The organism is Acinetobacter beijerinckii CIP 110307, from assembly GCF_000369005.1.
Classification (GTDB): Bacteria; Pseudomonadota; Gammaproteobacteria; order Pseudomonadales; family Moraxellaceae; genus Acinetobacter; species Acinetobacter beijerinckii.
Map to the genome: position 1 here is coordinate 773,881 of NZ_KB849765.1, position 14,785 is coordinate 788,665.

Sequence of the window (14,785 nt, forward strand, 5' to 3'; positions counted from 1 at the left end):
TTTTATATGATTTTATATGATTTTATATGATTTTATATGATTTTATATGATTTTATATGATTTTATATGATTTTATATGATTTTATATGATTTTAAAATGTTGATAATTAAAACTGTGGTTCTTTAAAAAAATTATATAAGCAGAATAAATGAGCTTACATAGATATCATTATCAGAAATAACGATATCTATGCATCGTAGTATTACTAAATTAAAGCCTTTTTAAATACCAAAGAATTGCGCTGATAGTTATACAAGGCTTGGCGTGCATTCGGTAAATCATCCACACTTGCAGCAACAAAACCATGTTCTAAAAACCAATGTGCCGTTCGAGTAGTGAGTACGAATAACTGTTGAATGCCTTGTTGTTTAGCTTTGCTTTCTAAAAACTGTAAAATTTGACTACCACGATTAGACTTCCGATAGCTTGCATCTACGGCCACACATGCAATTTCGGCTGAATGAATTTCCCCTGATCCAACCGGAATTGGATAGAGTGCTGCGCAAGCTAAAATCATCCCATCTCGTTCAATTACCGCAAATTGTTCAATTTCACTTTCCAGCAATTCTCGTGAGCGATAGACTAAAATACCTTCCTGCTCAAGTGGACGTAGTAGGTTCATTAGACCGCCGACATCATGAATATTAGCAATTCGCACTTCTTCATAATGTGCATCAGTGATCATGGTGCCAATACCATCACGTGTGAATAGTTCTTCAATCAATGCGCCATCATAAGCATAGGAAATCAGATGCACACGATGTACACCAGATAAAGACGCCTGTTGTGCTTGTTTGAGATGCAAAGCGAATTCTGGATACTGAGTTTGATATTGTTGAATATACGGTTCGAGTTGGTGCGAACTTAACTCACGTAATAATTGTGCTTTCTCATTCAGTAAACCTTGTTTTTCTCCTAAGAAAATCAACTTATCAGCTTTTAACGCAGTTGCTGTTTTGGTTGCCACTTCTTCGGCAAGTAAATTAAAAACCTCGCCTGTGGTTGAATAGCCTGTGGGTCCCAGTAGCACAATATTATGATTATCTAAGTGGCGTTGGATCGCATTCGTATCTATAGAACGTACTTCACCTGTTAATTGAAAATCAACGCCGTCACGGATTCCATAAGGTTTGGCGGTGACAAAATTGCCTGAAACCACATCGATACGTGCACCATACATGGGTGAATTTGCTAATCCCATCGACAGTAAAGCTTCAATTTCTAGACGTATTGAACCGACAGCATTCATCACACCACGTAAAGACTCGCGTGTGGTAATGCGACGGCTTTGGTGAAATGGTGTCTCAATGCCTCGTTCAGATAAATTTTGATTAATTTGAGGACGTGCGCCATGAACCAAAATCAATCGGATGCCTAGTGAATGCAGTAAGGCAATATCATGAATAATATGTTGGAAATTTTCATGCTGAACGGCTTCACCACCAAACATCAATACAAAAGTTTTATGGCGGTGTGCGTTGATATAAGGTGCAGAGTGGCGAAACCAATGTACATAATCTTGCGCTGTACTTTGTAAAGTTTCAGAAATTTGGTTCGCCATGTGGATCTCGAATTTACATCATTGGTTTGATTCTATCGAAAAAAAAGAAAAGATAAATCAATTCCTAGAGCAACAATTCAAGTTTATGGCGATGTTGCTTCAAAATGGCTTAAAAACCCATAATTTTAACAATGCTATTATCATCAGAGTTCACCAAGATATAGTCATTATTAATTTTATACCATTGTTCGTTTCGTCCAGGTCGAGGTAGATTATTGTCTTTATAATCAACCTTGTAACCATTTCCGCGATAATGCTGTGGCATTACATAACCTGCTTGCCAGCGATGTTGTTTTAGACGTTCTACACCACGTTCTTCACGCATGCGACGTTCACGCATGCGATTTTCATCATTTGGACGATCAACATTACGACCTTGCCAACCACCACGAGGATTTTCCTCACGGTCGAAGTGCGGACCTGCGAAACTACCCATACTCGTGAACAGGGTGGTTGAACCTAAAACCAAGATAATGAAAAAATTTTTCATGATGCACCTTAATGGACTTCGGATGTCTCTCATGTGAAAACTGTACCTTAAAAATGCAGAGAAACTGTGAAGATCAATTCATTCTTCCATTAAAAAGATGAAGATTTTCGAGCAACTTCTATGCATCAACACATTTAAGGTCAGTGCTTAATATTGTTTAAAATTATTATAATCAATGAATTAACTTTGTGCATCAATACTTTGACCATTCATATCTAAGCTATCATCACCCATCAGGTACAGATAAGCGGGCATGATGCTATCGGCTGTAGGTAATGTTTTAGGGTCTTCATCAGGATAAGCCTTTGCGCGCATCGCTGTACGAGTGCCTCCTGGGTTAATGCAATTGAAACGAATATTTGGATAGCTGTTTTCGGCAGCAAAAATCTTGCTCATAGCTTCAGTTGCCACTTTGGACACCGAATATGCTCCCCAAAGCGCGCGTGCTTCACGACCGACACTTGAACTGGTAAACACCACAGAAGCATGTTCTGATTTTTCAAGTAAAGGAAGTAATGCTTGTGTTAAAGCAAAAGGTGCACGTAAATTCACCGCTAAAACATCATCCCAGACATCGACGGGATAATGCGCTAATTCAACACGATCACCGAGCATGCCAGCATTATGCAAAATACCATCTAAGCGACCAAATTGTTGCTCTAAAGTACTGACCAAAAGCTCATAGTCATGGCTAGAAGCAGTTGAAAGCTGTAGTGGCAAAATGGCAGGTTGAGGCGCACCTAAGCCCTCAATCTCATCATAAATAACTTCCAGCTTATTCAGTGTACGACCATGTAAAACAACAGTTGCACCATGAAGAGCATAACTAAGAGCGGCAGCTCGACCAATTCCATCACCTGCGCCAGTGATGAGAATAATGCGATCTTTGAGTAGATCTGGGCGAGGTTGATATTCTGAGTATTTCATTGTTATGCCTCCTATAGTTATCTTCAATGTTTAATTCATCATACCCTGATTTTCTGACAATACAGTGATTTTCTGTTTAAGCAGTTGATGTAATTCAGGGATGGTGTAAATAATCGAATCCGCTTGCCATGCATCAAGATCATCACGGGATTCAACAGGTAAATAGCCGTAAGCCGCTAAAATGGTATACATCGATGCATTTCGACCCGCATCAATATCACGTGGATGATCACCCACATAAATAATATTTTCAGCATCAATCCCGAGCTGCTGAGCTGCTAAATACATGGGTTCTGGATCAGGTTTAGTATGCGTGACATCTTCAGGGCATACCAAAACGGCACAGCGTTGAGTCAGATTTAATTCAGCCAATAATGATTCACTTAAACCACGTGGTTTATTGGTGACAATGCCCCACGGAATTTGTTTGGCTTCAAGTGCTTCAAGCAAAGGATACATGCCTAAAAATAGATCGGTATCCACTACAATATTGCCACCGTATAGATCTAAAAAGCGCTGACGATGGGCGAGAAAAATTGGATCAGTGACTTCTAATTCAGGATAAACCAGCTTCACCATGGCACGTGCGCCTTCAGATACTTGAGTACGAATGGTTTCAGCATCTACAACTGGACGTTGTTCATCGCGACACATTTGTTGAATGATACGAATAAAATCCGCCGCAGTGTCAATCAACGTTCCATCAAGATCAAATAATACCGCTTTCATTAGGCACCCGTATTCGTGGTATGAACCATATAATTCACATCAACATTTGGTGCTAACCAGTAATGTTTAGTGATTGGGTTGTAATGTAATCCCGTCATTTCTTTTAGTGTCAGACCGGCATTACGAATGTCATGTGCCATTTCTGATGGGCGAATGAATTTATGATAATCGTGCGTACCTTTGGGTAATAATCGCAATACGTACTCAGCACCAATAATCGCAAATAAATAAGATTTTGGATTGCGGTTAATAGTTGAGAAGAACACATGACCACCTGGTTTAACCAAGCTTTGGCATGCTTTAACAATAGATGCTGGATCTGGTACGTGTTCCATCATTTCCATACAGGTCACGACATCGTATTGACCAGCTTGCTCTTGAGCGAGTTGTTCAACTGGAATCTGACGATATTCAATATTTTGTACATTGTCTTGTTGAGCATGCAAACGACCCACCGCAAGCGGTGCTTCACCCATATCAATACCCAAAACATCAGCACCTCGACGTGCCATGCTTTCCGCCAAAATACCGCCGCCACAGCCGACATCGAGCACTTTTTTTCCAGCCAAGCCACCGACACGTTCATCAATCCAATTTAGACGTAAGGGATTGATCTGATGTAGAGGTCGGAACTCAGAATGTTGATCCCACCATTTGGCAGCCAATGCTTCAAATTTTGCGATTTCTTGTGGGTCAACATTCAATTGCGACATGACTTACCTCTGTATTAGGATGATTATTTCGGTTTAATCTGTTGGTAGTGTAGCGCTTCTTGAAAAAAAAGCGATAAATCCAATAAAAAACTTCACACAAGCAAAACGAATTGCTCGTGTTTGTTTTATATTTAGCATATAAACTTACGAAAAATGCTTAGAGGAAAAGCAAAGTCAATGAAAAATTTAGTATTAAGTGGTTTAACAGCAGCTGTAATGGCATTTTCTGCAAATGCAATGGCTGCAGATTTTGTTGCTGGTAAAGACTATACGGTTGTTGCCAATCCAGGTAAAACAGCAGCACCAGCAGGAAAAATTGAAGTACGTGAATTTTTTTGGTACGGATGTCCACACTGCTTTAAACTTGAACCACATATGCAGACGTGGTTAAAGAAAGCACCGAGTGATGTATATTTCCTTCGTACCCCAGCAGCGATGAATAAAGTATGGGAACAAGGCGCTCGTGGCTACTATGTTTCTGAAGCACTTGGTGTCCGTAAGAAAACCCATATTCCATTATTCCATGCCATTCATGAAGGTGGTCAGCAAATTTTTGACCAAGCATCACAAGCAAAATTCTTTGCGCGTTATGGTGTACCTGAGCAGAAATTTAACAGCATGTTTAACTCTTTCCCAATCACTGCAAAAGTGGCTGAGTCAAACAAATTGGCGCAACAGTATCAATTGACAGGTGTGCCAGCGGTTGTGGTAGCTGGTAAGTATGTGGTGCAAGGTGAAGATGGAAAAGTAACTCAAGTCGTAGATTACTTGTTGGAAAAAGAGCGTAAAGGAAAATAAACCTCACGCTTTTTGATATAAAAAAGGACTGTAAAAACAGTCCTTTTTATTTATGCTTGATCCATTTGAAAGTCTTTCAGATCAATTTGAACTTTTTGTGTTGGCAACGATAAGGCCTGATTCACATACAGATTAATCAATTTCTCACGTGAACCAATCGAACGTTGATAATAGCTTGAATTTAATAATAAAGCCGCGCCGTAAGTGAGTGACCAAATATAAGAAAGATAATCACGAATCGACATGTCATAATTCTGTGATTTTAAATATTTCTCAGTCATTTCTTTCAGTGAAACAATACGTTGTTGACGAATAGCATATAACTCATCGAACAAATGTTTTAACTTCGATTCCGTCATCGTTAAATGTTCTTCTAACTGATGCAGCAGAATCGTGCGACTCGGTGAGGTTAAATGATAGAGCATATAACGCGGTGCATATTCTTTGACATCAGTGTTGTAGTTTTCTGAAATCTTTAAAATTTCTTTTTCGTTTTGAATGATCAGTTCCAGTAATAATTCATTTTTACTACGGAAATGTTTGTATAGCGTACCTTTAGCAATATCTAGCTCGGCAACCAGTTCATCTAAGGTCATTTCTTGGTTGTTTTCTAATAATAGCTTTTCCGCAACCTGCAAAATTTTTTCTTTACGAATTAAGAACTGAGTATGACGATCAGGATTCATGATGCTTGTAAGCTCCTCATAGTGTTCTAAACGGCATTTGCATTAGTGTCTAATGAATACTAACGCTAAGCAATGCTTTTATATATCAAACTTTCGCTTGGATAGGATCAGGCGTTTTGTGGTTCCCAATTTGAGATGCCACGGAATAACAAGCGCACTTGAGTCGCTGCATTATCAATAAACAAATTTTGCTGTTCTAACAGGTGATCAATGGTGAATTGTTTCGGTAAGTTGATCCATGTCATTGCCCAAGTAAAAGACATATTAATTAAGATCGTGGATAACACTTGCAAATCTTTGGCTTCTTGAATGTGTTTAAACGTATCCAATTTGCAAAGGTCGATAGCAAGATCTTCAATCAAAAATTCGATTTCGCGTGCAATCGCAATTCGTACGGTTTCAGAACCACCCCAACGTTCAGAAATCATAAATTGCCATTGTTGTGGGCTATGATTCACAGCTTGTACAAACAATTCAATACTGGTACGAGTTTTAGCAGATCCGCTGTGCTTTAAATAGCTTTGTCCTAACTGATGAATCAGACTTTTTAAATGCAAAGAAACTTGATCAACCAGTTCTTGACCTAAAGTGTCCATATCTTGGAAATGACGATAAAACGCCGTTGGTACTAAACCAACTTCTCGCGCAACTTCACGCAAACTAATACTACTAAATGAGCGCCCAGATGTACTGAGATGAAGTGCTGCATCAAGTAAAGCCTGTCGACTCTGTTGTTTTCGTTCATCTCTAATCGACATGAATAAGATCCATTAAAACCGTACGCTAGAGTCTAGCAAAAAAAACATGATTTTTTTAGCTTTTATCCATTGCTAAATCATATGCATTTGTGGTTTTAGCTAAATAAATCGTTTTTTTAAAAAATAATAAATGCTAGATCGTGATCAATTTTCAAGAAAATTGAAATGTTTATAGGAAAGAACAAAAAATATTCAAAAAAATAAGTGTACAAGTGTTGACTCAGTGAACACAAATAAATATAGTGTACACATGTTCACTACACGAACATTTGTTCACTCAAAATAAATAGCCAGATACAAAACGAGGAACGTATGAGCGCACAGTTAAGTTATCAGCCACATTGGATTCGAGAAGATTTTGTTGATTTTATCCTTGCAAAGGTTAACCCGATGTGGACTTTGCGTCGCATTATGGCAAAAATCGAAGCGATTGAGCCTATTGCCGATGAAATGATCAAGGTCACTTTAAGCAGTAACAATAAATTTACAACCTATCAGCCTGGTCAATTTGTGATGGTGACGGTTCGTATTGATGGTGTGCAGCATCAACGAGCGTATAGCTTGGTGAGTTCACCAAGTCACGACAAATTGGTATTAGGTATCAAAAAACAAGGTCGAGTATCTAACTATTTAGCCAACAGCGCACGTGCTGGTGATGTGATTGAAATTACTCAGGCGATGGGCGAATTTACGCTAAAAGACTTTGATACAGAAGAAGGTAAACAACCGATTCTTTTGGTATCTGCGGGTAGTGGTATTACGCCGATTATTCCGATTGCGAAACAGGCATTAGCACGTTCGAATCAACCTGTGACATTGATTTATTACTCACGTGATCCAGCGTTCCGTACTGAATTGGAAACACTGGCAGCAGAATATGCGCACTTTGACCTACACATTATTGTCGATAGTGCTGAAAAACCTGCTTATTTTGATGAAGAAACTTTGGACCGTTTGTGTGCCGATGCTGTTCAACGTCAAACCTATGTGTGTGCTGCTCCAGGATTGATGAAAGCGACACGTCAAATTTGGGCGAAACGTGGTTGGTTAGACCGTTTAACGCAAGAAAGCTTCTTGCCAGTGACGATGGATGTGGATGCTCAAATCCAACCGGTCAATTTCCGTCGCAGCATGCAAGAGTTTGAAGGCCGTGGCAACCTATTGGCCAGTGCTGAAGCTGCGGGTTTGAAACCATCTTTTGGTTGCCGTATGGGGATTTGTAATACCTGTGTTTGTACCAAGATCAGTGGTGCAGTGAAAAATCAACTTACAGGTGAAATCGATAACCAAAACAATGTGCAAATTAAGTTGTGTGTGAGTGAAGCAGTGAGTCCCGTTGAGATTGACCTTTAATTCATATTGACTAGATAGAGAATAATATTATGAACATGATGACAGTAAATCCGACTAAAACGATTCCTCCAATCAAATTTGGCGGTAACACAAGCCGTGCATTAACACCAGAAGAAGTACAAGAGTTTGGCCGTAAGATTGACACCATCCGTACTGAAACCATGGCTAAAATTGGCAAAGAAGATTCTGATTATATTTATAAAGTACGTAACTTTGTACGCTACACCGAAATTGCATCGCGTGGCATGTTGATGTTTGGTGGTTGGATTCCACCTGTCTGGTTATTAGGTACCGTTATGCTAGGCGTATCTAAAATTGTTGAAAATATGGAACTCGGTCACAACGTGATGCACGGTCAGTTTGACTGGTTAAACGATCCAACCTTGAACGGTGCAACCTATGATTGGGATACCGTGTGTACTGGTGAGGACTGGAAATATACCCATAACTATAAGCACCATACCTATACCAATGTGGTTGGCATGGATCATGACATTAGCGGTTATGGTGTGATGCGTATGAGCCGTGAGCAAAAGTGGGAACCCCGCTTTTTATTTAACGTACCAACGGGTTTTGTATTATCTACGGGTTTTGAATGGCTACTGGCTTTACAACGTCTAGAGATGGAAAAAGTATTGTTTGATGGCACCAAGACTTGGAAAGAAGTGTATGTAGAATCAAAAAATCTACGTAAAAAGATGGTACGTCAGTTTGGTAAAGATTATGTATTGTTCCCATTGATCGCGGGCCCAATGTTCTTGCCAGTATTAGCAGGTAACTTTTTTGCCAATCTGATCCGTAACTACTGGGCATCGACCGTGATTTATTGTGGTCACTTTACAGAAGATTCTGAAATTATCACTGACAATATTGATAATGAAACCAAAGCAGAATGGTACTTACGTCAGATTCGTGGTTCAGCAAACTTTACTGGCGGTAAAATCATGCACTTCTTGAGTGGTAACTTGAGTCATCAAATCGAACATCACTTGTTCCCTGATGTACCTGCCAACCGCTATCAAGAGATGGCACCTAAAGTACGTGCAGTCTGTGCAGAGTTTGGTCAACAGTACAATACAGCACCGTTTGGCTCTCAAATTGTGAGTGTATATAAACGTTTGGCTATCCACTCTTTGCCTGACAATATGGTTGACCGTTTGGGGGCGATCAAGCATAGCCTTGTTGACGCAGTGAAAAGTATGTTTGGTAAAGCTGCTTAATCAATTTAGAGCATTCTTTGAGTCATCAAGCGATGCTCTTTACCAACAAGTAAAAGGGAAAGTACGAGTAATTGAGATATACTATGGTGCAATTATATTTGTGCCATCGTTTTAAGGAATCATTATGCGTATTGACCAAAGAGAATTAGACCAGTTACGTGAAGTAAAAATCACCCGTAACTATACCCGTTACGCAGAAGGTTCAGTTCTGGTTGAGTTTGGTCATACCAAAGTATTGTGTACGGCAAGTATTGATAATTCGGTTCCACGGTTTTTAAAAGGAAAAGGACAGGGCTGGGTCACTGCCGAATATGGCATGTTACCGCGCTCAACCCATACCCGTAGTGACCGTGAAGCGGCGCGTGGTAAACAGTCAGGTCGGACACAGGAAATCCAACGTTTGATTGGTCGTAGCTTACGTGCCATGGTGGATTTGAAAAAACTGGGTGAGAACACGATTACGATTGACTGTGATGTGATTCAAGCTGATGGCGGTACGCGTACTGCTGCGATTACTGGTGCAGCGGTGGCTTTAGTCGATGCAATGAATGTGTTGCTGAGCAATAAAAAAATTAAACAAGACCCTTTAAAAGGTCTCGTGGCAGCCATCTCAGTCGGGATGTACCAAGATGAAGTGCTCCTCGATTTATGCTACGAAGAAGATTCAAATTGCCAAACGGATTTGAATGTGGTGATGACACAAGCGGGCGAATTTATTGAAATTCAAGGAACGGCAGAAGAGAAACCGTTTACTCGTCAACAGTCTAATGCCATGTTAGAGCTTGCAGAAAAAGGAATCGCTGAATTGATTCAGAAACAACAGCAGGCACTCGGTTGGTAATCTCCAGTTGATAGTGCGGGCGGTCTGGTATGTTTAGACCGCCTTTTTTTTGTCTTATATTTTCTGTCATCAAATTGCGATCTAATCATCATCGAATTGTCATTTATATTGTATTGACTATCTGCACGAATATTTAACGGATAGTAAAATGCGCAATTTCCTTTTAATACTGCTTTGTAGTAGCTGCTTATTGTTAAGTGCCTGTAACGACAGTGATGGCGATAATAATAATTCTACGCCAACACCAAAACCGCCTACATCAAACTGTAAAATTCATTGTGCGCCATAAACTACAATAATAAGGAAATTAAAAAATGAATCGTCGCGACTTTTTATTAAATTCAACCAAAGCCCTGTTTGGTACTGCTGCACTCACTAGCTTTCCGATGAGCATTCAAAAAGCACTTGCGATTGACGCCAAAGTTGAGACGGGCACCATTAAAGACGTAAAACATGTGGTGATTTTGACCCAAGAAAATCGTTCTTTTGATAATTATTTTGGCACTTTAAAAGGTGTAAGAGGGTTTGGAGATCGATTCACCATTCCATTAACTCAAGGACGCAAAGTTTGGGAACAATATGATGCCAATAAAAATAAAGTTTATCCTTATCATTTAGACAGTAAACGCGGCAATGCGCAGCGAGTCAGTGGTACGCCACATTCTTGGACAGATGGTCAGTATGCTTGGGATCATGGTCGCATGGGCAATTGGGTGCAATATAAGCAGCCGCAATCCATGGGATATTACAAACAACAAGAAGTTGAATATCAATTTGCTTTGGCGAATGCATTTACAATTTGCGATGCCTATCACTGTGCAATGCATACTGGAACCAACTCAAATCGTATGTTTATTTGGACAGGAACCAATGGTCCAACTGCTGCTAATGTTGCCAGTGTCGTCAATGATTTAGATGCGATTGGACCATCAACGACAGGATACGACTGGACCACGTATCCAGAGCGTTTACAACAGGCCGGTGTGAGTTGGAAAGTTTATCAAAATATGCCTGATAATTTTACCGATAATCCGTTGGCAGGCTTTAAGCAATATCGCCGTGCCAATGAGCTTTCGGGAAAACCTGTAAATCATGATAGCGACTGTCCAGCTTATGATCCAGCGATTGATGCGACGCAACCGCTATATAAAGGAATTGCCAATACTATGCCTGATGGCGGTTTTTTGGGGACATTTAAAGAGGATATTGGGAAAGGGCAGTTACCCCAAGTCAGTTGGTTGGTTGCACCTGCAACGTACAGTGAGCATCCTGGGCCTTCAAGTCCCGTGCAAGGTGCGTGGTATATTCAAGAGGTTTTAAATGCTTTAACTGAACGACCAGAACTTTGGAGTCAGACGGTTTTCATCATTAATTTTGATGAAAATGATGGTTATTTTGATCATATCCCATCGCCAAGTGCGCCTTCGATTGATGTGTCTGGTGAAGTATGTGGGAAATCAACACTCACTACAGAACAGATGTCTTATGAGTATGCGACGCATGCCAAAGCATCAGCAGGTCAACCAAATTTTACTGATCCAAAAATCAGTAATGGTGTTGGGGTTTATGGACCAGGTATTCGCGTACCAATGTATATCATTTCCCCTTGGAGTCGGGGCGGTTGGGTCAACTCACAGACCTTTGATCATTCTTCGGTGATTCGTTTCCTTGAACAGTGCTTTGGCGTACAAGAACCGAATATCAGTCCATATCGTCGAGCAGTATGTGGCGATTTAACCTCAGCATTTAATTTCAAAACCCCAAATCTTTTACCTTTACCTAATCTGTCAGGTCAAAGCACCAAAGCCGAAGCGGATGCAATTCGTAAAGCACAAGAAGGCATGCCACAAGTCAGCCGTCCCCTCAATCAAGCCTATCCAGCTCAGGAAACAGGTATTCGACCATCTCGTGCATTGCCTTATATTTTGCATACCAGTGCGAAAGTAGATAGTGCGAGCAAAACTGTGAAATTGATGTTCTCAAATACTGGCAGTCACGCGGCGGTTTTTCATGTTTATGACAAATTAAATTTAGATGCTATTCCGCGTCGCTATATGGTTGAAGCAGGGAAACAACTGGATGATGTGTGGCAAACAAAAGAGAATCGATATGATTTATGGGTTTTGGGTCCGAATGGTTTCCATCGAGCTTTTAAAGGTCATTTGGCTAAAATCGCTCAACGAGAAGCACTGCCAGAAATTCGAGTGTGTATGGAGGAGTGTGACCCAAAAATGTTTTTAAAAGTTCGACATGATGGTAAGCAAGCGGTGAAATTGATTGTGAAAGCAAATGCCTATCTGCCTAATAAAACGTGGGTGATTGAAACTGCTACGACTGAAAAAGAACTGAGTTGGGATATGTCTGAATTTGGGGGATGGTACGATTTCACGGTGACGATAGAAAATGAACCAAGTTTTAGTCGTCGTTTTGCAGGTCGTATCGAGACCAACGAGGATTCGATTTCTGATCCTTATATGGGCTTTATTGGATCATAAGTGACTTTTCTATAAGCGAAAAAGCAGTCTAAATTTAATTTTAGACAGCTTTTTCATTTTCAAATCAGCGAAAAAAAACCAATAAACGCTTAGAGCAATAATCACGGTCCATGTAATAAAGCCAGCGATAAAATATCCAGTGCCACGAATCAAACTCTCGATAATGACTTCAAAAATGATGTGTAGAGAAAAGAGAAAGATTTGAAAAAATCAAAGAAAACACGGCTTCAAAATCGATTCCATTTTTTATTCTTTAAGATCTGTTCTTGGTCAAGCTATCTCTACGCAGCAAAAAAATAAACATGACAAATCAATATTTGTATCTACAGAGACGCATTACAAATTTTCAAACTGTAACAATGCCCGCTTATTCAGCTCATTTTAGTTTGATACAGTGGCGAAAATCGAAAATAACAAGGAGGGGAAATTATGGTTCAAGTATTTCTCGTATTTTTAACGGCAGTGACTTTTGTTTTAATGGCTGCGGATCCAAGACCAACAGATTTAACACAAGCTAAGTCAGCATGGAGTGAAAAAGCCGAAGCATCTATCGATACTTCGACTCAAAAGCATTCAACTGAGATGGATGATGTCTAAGCATTAAAACGCATAGATAAATCCACAGCTCTCACATCCTTAGTGAGTACACCCATTGAAATGTAATCTACGCCAGTTGTTGCAACTTCGCGTAAATTTTCAATGGTGATATTGCCTGAGGCTTCTAATTTGCAACGCCCTACGACATGTTTAACCGCATCAATCATCTGTTGTTGGCTGAAATTATCCAACATTATGATATCAGCTCCAGCTTCAAGCGCTTGATTCAGTTCGTCCCAAGTTTCAACTTCTACTTCAACGGGTTTACCTGGTGCAATGTCATGTGCTTTGCTAATCGCTTGGGCAATACCACCCGCAGCCATAATGTGATTTTCTTTAATTAAGAAAGCATCAAATAGACCTAGACGATGATTTTGACCACCACCGACTGCGACTGCATATTTTTGAGCGATGCGTAAGCCTGGTAAGGTTTTGCGTGTATCAAGTAGTTTGGTATTTAAGCCATCAAGCTGTTTGACATAATTTGCCGTTTTGGTCGCCACAGCCGAAAGGGTTTGGACAAAATTCAAAGCAGGACGCTCAACGGTCAGTAAACTACGCGCAGAACCTGCAAGCTTTAAAAACGCCTCATTTGCCGCTACAAGTTCACCCTCTTGCTTTAGCCATGTAATTTGAACATTACTATCATATGCTTGAATGAGTGCATTCACCCAAGGCTGACCCGCCAATACCATATCTTCACGGGTGATAATCGTTGCGGTAGCTTGCTCTTGTTCTGGAGTAAGTAAGGCAGTGATATCGCCGTCACCAATATCTTCCTGTAATGCTTGTTGAATATTGATTTGAATAGATTGTTCAAGCAAAGATTGAGGAATACTCATACCTGTTCCAGTATATTTTGACCAAAAAACTTGGCGCTTATATTAGCACCCTCAACATAAAAAATAAGTATTCCATCTCGATTATTCCTGATAAAGCATGTCAAAATGGAACGATATAAATATTAAATTGCCGATTCGAGTCTTCATGCCACAGTCTAGATTTACTCAGGTCCAAGATGGGAAATTGTTGGGTGCGACGCAAATTGCTTCACCAAATTTTAACGCACGTCCTAACAATACTGATATTCAACTTATTGTAATTCATAACATTAGTTTGCCTCCTTCTCAGTTTGGTGGCGGCTATATTCAGCAATTTTTTCAAAATAAACTAGATTGGTCTATACACCCCTATTTTCAAACCATTGAAGGGATGCAAGTCTCCGCCCATCTTTTAATTTTACGTACGGGAGAGGTGATTCAATTTGTAAATTTCAATGACCGATCGTGGCATGCAGGACGTTCAAGTTATTTGGCGCAAAAAGAATGTAATGATTATTCGATTGGAATTGAGCTAGAAGGTAGTGATGATCTTCCTTTCGAGATTGAACAATACCAAGCATTGGTTGAAGTGGTTGTAACCTTACGTCAAAGCTATGAAAAAATTCAAAATCATATTGCAGGTCACTCGGATATTGCGCCTAAACGTAAAACTGACCCAGGTTTACATTTTGATTGGCAACTATTTCGTCAAATGCTAGCTAAAAAAACTTCATCGAATTTATGATTTCACAACGAAATCTGGTTTGAGTTTCATTACAATAACGCTTTTTAAAG

15 protein-coding genes are annotated in these 14,785 nt (G+C 39.9%); 7 read left to right on the top strand and 8 right to left on the bottom strand.

What is annotated here, in order from left to right; genetic code table 11:
* Positions 1-206 precede the first annotated feature (206 nt).
* From argA to ubiG, 5 genes are all read right to left on the bottom strand, one after another.
* Entirely contained in the window at positions 207-1,562 is a 1,356-nt protein-coding gene (argA, locus tag F933_RS09185) for an amino-acid N-acetyltransferase (RefSeq protein ID WP_005060556.1), read from the bottom strand.
* A gap of 109 nt (positions 1,563-1,671) precedes the next feature.
* Positions 1,672-2,052, bottom strand: coding sequence for an RcnB family protein (locus tag F933_RS09190; RefSeq protein ID WP_005055445.1), 381 nt, complete (start codon positions 2,050-2,052; stop codon positions 1,672-1,674).
* Positions 2,053-2,232: 180 nt separating this feature from the next.
* Entirely contained in the window at positions 2,233-2,979 is a 747-nt protein-coding gene (locus F933_RS09195) for a YciK family oxidoreductase (RefSeq protein ID WP_005055446.1), read from the bottom strand.
* A gap of 30 nt (positions 2,980-3,009) precedes the next feature.
* Positions 3,010-3,708: an HAD family hydrolase gene (locus F933_RS09200; protein WP_005060559.1), complete on the bottom strand. Its 699-nt coding sequence runs from the start codon at positions 3,706-3,708 to the stop codon at positions 3,010-3,012.
* Entirely contained in the window at positions 3,708-4,421 is a 714-nt protein-coding gene (gene ubiG, locus F933_RS09205) for a bifunctional 2-polyprenyl-6-hydroxyphenol methylase/3-demethylubiquinol 3-O-methyltransferase UbiG (protein ID WP_005060561.1), read from the bottom strand. Before ubiG ends, F933_RS09200 begins: the two co-directional genes overlap by 1 nt.
* Positions 4,422-4,598: 177 nt before the next feature.
* On the opposite strand from ubiG, the gene F933_RS09210 reads away from it, so the two are divergent.
* A complete protein-coding gene (locus tag F933_RS09210) occupies positions 4,599-5,219 on the top strand; it encodes a thiol:disulfide interchange protein DsbA/DsbL (protein ID WP_005060563.1) in 621 nt (206 codons plus the stop codon).
* A gap of 50 nt (positions 5,220-5,269) precedes the next feature.
* Here the strand turns inward: F933_RS09210 and F933_RS09215 are convergent, their stop codons facing one another.
* Positions 5,270-5,905: a TetR/AcrR family transcriptional regulator gene (locus F933_RS09215; protein WP_005060565.1), complete on the bottom strand. Its 636-nt coding sequence runs from the start codon at positions 5,903-5,905 to the stop codon at positions 5,270-5,272.
* Between the two features lie 107 nt (positions 5,906-6,012).
* A complete protein-coding gene (locus F933_RS09220; RefSeq protein ID WP_005060567.1) occupies positions 6,013-6,663 on the bottom strand; it encodes a TetR family transcriptional regulator in 651 nt (216 codons plus the stop codon).
* Positions 6,664-6,975: 312 nt separating this feature from the next.
* Here F933_RS09220 and F933_RS09225 point away from each other — a divergent pair, with 312 nt between their 5' ends.
* The 5 genes from F933_RS09225 (at position 6,976) to F933_RS17250 (ending at position 13,169) form a co-directional block, all read left to right on the top strand.
* Positions 6,976-8,016: a ferredoxin reductase gene (locus F933_RS09225; protein ID WP_005060569.1), complete on the top strand. Its 1,041-nt coding sequence runs from the start codon at positions 6,976-6,978 to the stop codon at positions 8,014-8,016.
* Positions 8,017-8,045: 29 nt separating this feature from the next.
* Entirely contained in the window at positions 8,046-9,236 is a 1,191-nt protein-coding gene (locus F933_RS09230) for a fatty acid desaturase family protein (RefSeq protein WP_005060571.1), read from the top strand.
* Positions 9,237-9,360: 124 nt separating this feature from the next.
* On the top strand, positions 9,361-10,077 hold the full coding sequence (gene rph, locus F933_RS09235) for a ribonuclease PH (RefSeq protein WP_005060574.1): 717 nt from the start codon (positions 9,361-9,363) through the stop codon (positions 10,075-10,077).
* 314 nt (positions 10,078-10,391) lie between these two features.
* Positions 10,392-12,572 (top strand): phosphocholine-specific phospholipase C, encoded by a 2,181-nt coding sequence (locus F933_RS09240; protein WP_005060575.1) that lies wholly within the window; start codon positions 10,392-10,394, stop codon positions 12,570-12,572.
* A gap of 429 nt (positions 12,573-13,001) precedes the next feature.
* On the top strand, positions 13,002-13,169 hold the full coding sequence (locus F933_RS17250) for an ABZJ_00068 family colistin stress protein (RefSeq protein ID WP_005060578.1): 168 nt from the start codon (positions 13,002-13,004) through the stop codon (positions 13,167-13,169).
* On the opposite strand, the gene nadC is transcribed toward F933_RS17250, so the two are convergent.
* Complete coding sequence (gene nadC / locus F933_RS09245; RefSeq protein ID WP_005060580.1) at positions 13,166-14,011, bottom strand: carboxylating nicotinate-nucleotide diphosphorylase; 846 nt, start codon at positions 14,009-14,011, stop codon at positions 13,166-13,168. The genes F933_RS17250 and nadC overlap by 4 nt on opposite strands.
* A gap of 145 nt (positions 14,012-14,156) precedes the next feature.
* Between nadC and ampD the strand changes: the two genes are divergently transcribed.
* A complete protein-coding gene (ampD, locus tag F933_RS09250) occupies positions 14,157-14,735 on the top strand; it encodes a 1,6-anhydro-N-acetylmuramyl-L-alanine amidase AmpD (RefSeq protein ID WP_005060582.1) in 579 nt (192 codons plus the stop codon).
* The last annotated feature ends 50 nt before the right edge of the window (positions 14,736-14,785 follow it).

What these genes read in the sequence shown, in the direction of transcription:
- argA (WP_005060556.1), bottom strand. Translation starts at nt 1,562, where the DNA reads ATGGCGAACCAAATTTCTGAAACTTTACAAAGTACAGCGCAAGATTAT.
- F933_RS09190 (WP_005055445.1), bottom strand. Translation starts at nt 2,052, where the DNA reads ATGAAAAATTTTTTCATTATCTTGGTTTTAGGTTCAACCACCCTGTTC.
- F933_RS09195 (WP_005055446.1), bottom strand. Translation starts at nt 2,979, where the DNA reads ATGAAATACTCAGAATATCAACCTCGCCCAGATCTACTCAAAGATCGC.
- F933_RS09200 (WP_005060559.1), bottom strand. Translation starts at nt 3,708, where the DNA reads ATGAAAGCGGTATTATTTGATCTTGATGGAACGTTGATTGACACTGCG.
- ubiG (WP_005060561.1), bottom strand. Translation starts at nt 4,421, where the DNA reads ATGTCGCAATTGAATGTTGACCCACAAGAAATCGCAAAATTTGAAGCA.
- F933_RS09210 (WP_005060563.1), top strand. Translation starts at nt 4,599, where the DNA reads ATGAAAAATTTAGTATTAAGTGGTTTAACAGCAGCTGTAATGGCATTT.
- F933_RS09215 (WP_005060565.1), bottom strand. Translation starts at nt 5,905, where the DNA reads ATGAATCCTGATCGTCATACTCAGTTCTTAATTCGTAAAGAAAAAATT.
- F933_RS09220 (WP_005060567.1), bottom strand. Translation starts at nt 6,663, where the DNA reads ATGTCGATTAGAGATGAACGAAAACAACAGAGTCGACAGGCTTTACTT.
- F933_RS09225 (WP_005060569.1), top strand. Translation starts at nt 6,976, where the DNA reads ATGAGCGCACAGTTAAGTTATCAGCCACATTGGATTCGAGAAGATTTT.
- F933_RS09230 (WP_005060571.1), top strand. Translation starts at nt 8,046, where the DNA reads ATGAACATGATGACAGTAAATCCGACTAAAACGATTCCTCCAATCAAA.
- rph (WP_005060574.1), top strand. Translation starts at nt 9,361, where the DNA reads ATGCGTATTGACCAAAGAGAATTAGACCAGTTACGTGAAGTAAAAATC.
- F933_RS09240 (WP_005060575.1), top strand. Translation starts at nt 10,392, where the DNA reads ATGAATCGTCGCGACTTTTTATTAAATTCAACCAAAGCCCTGTTTGGT.
- F933_RS17250 (WP_005060578.1), top strand. Translation starts at nt 13,002, where the DNA reads ATGGTTCAAGTATTTCTCGTATTTTTAACGGCAGTGACTTTTGTTTTA.
- nadC (WP_005060580.1), bottom strand. Translation starts at nt 14,011, where the DNA reads ATGAGTATTCCTCAATCTTTGCTTGAACAATCTATTCAAATCAATATT.
- ampD (WP_005060582.1), top strand. Translation starts at nt 14,157, where the DNA reads ATGCCACAGTCTAGATTTACTCAGGTCCAAGATGGGAAATTGTTGGGT.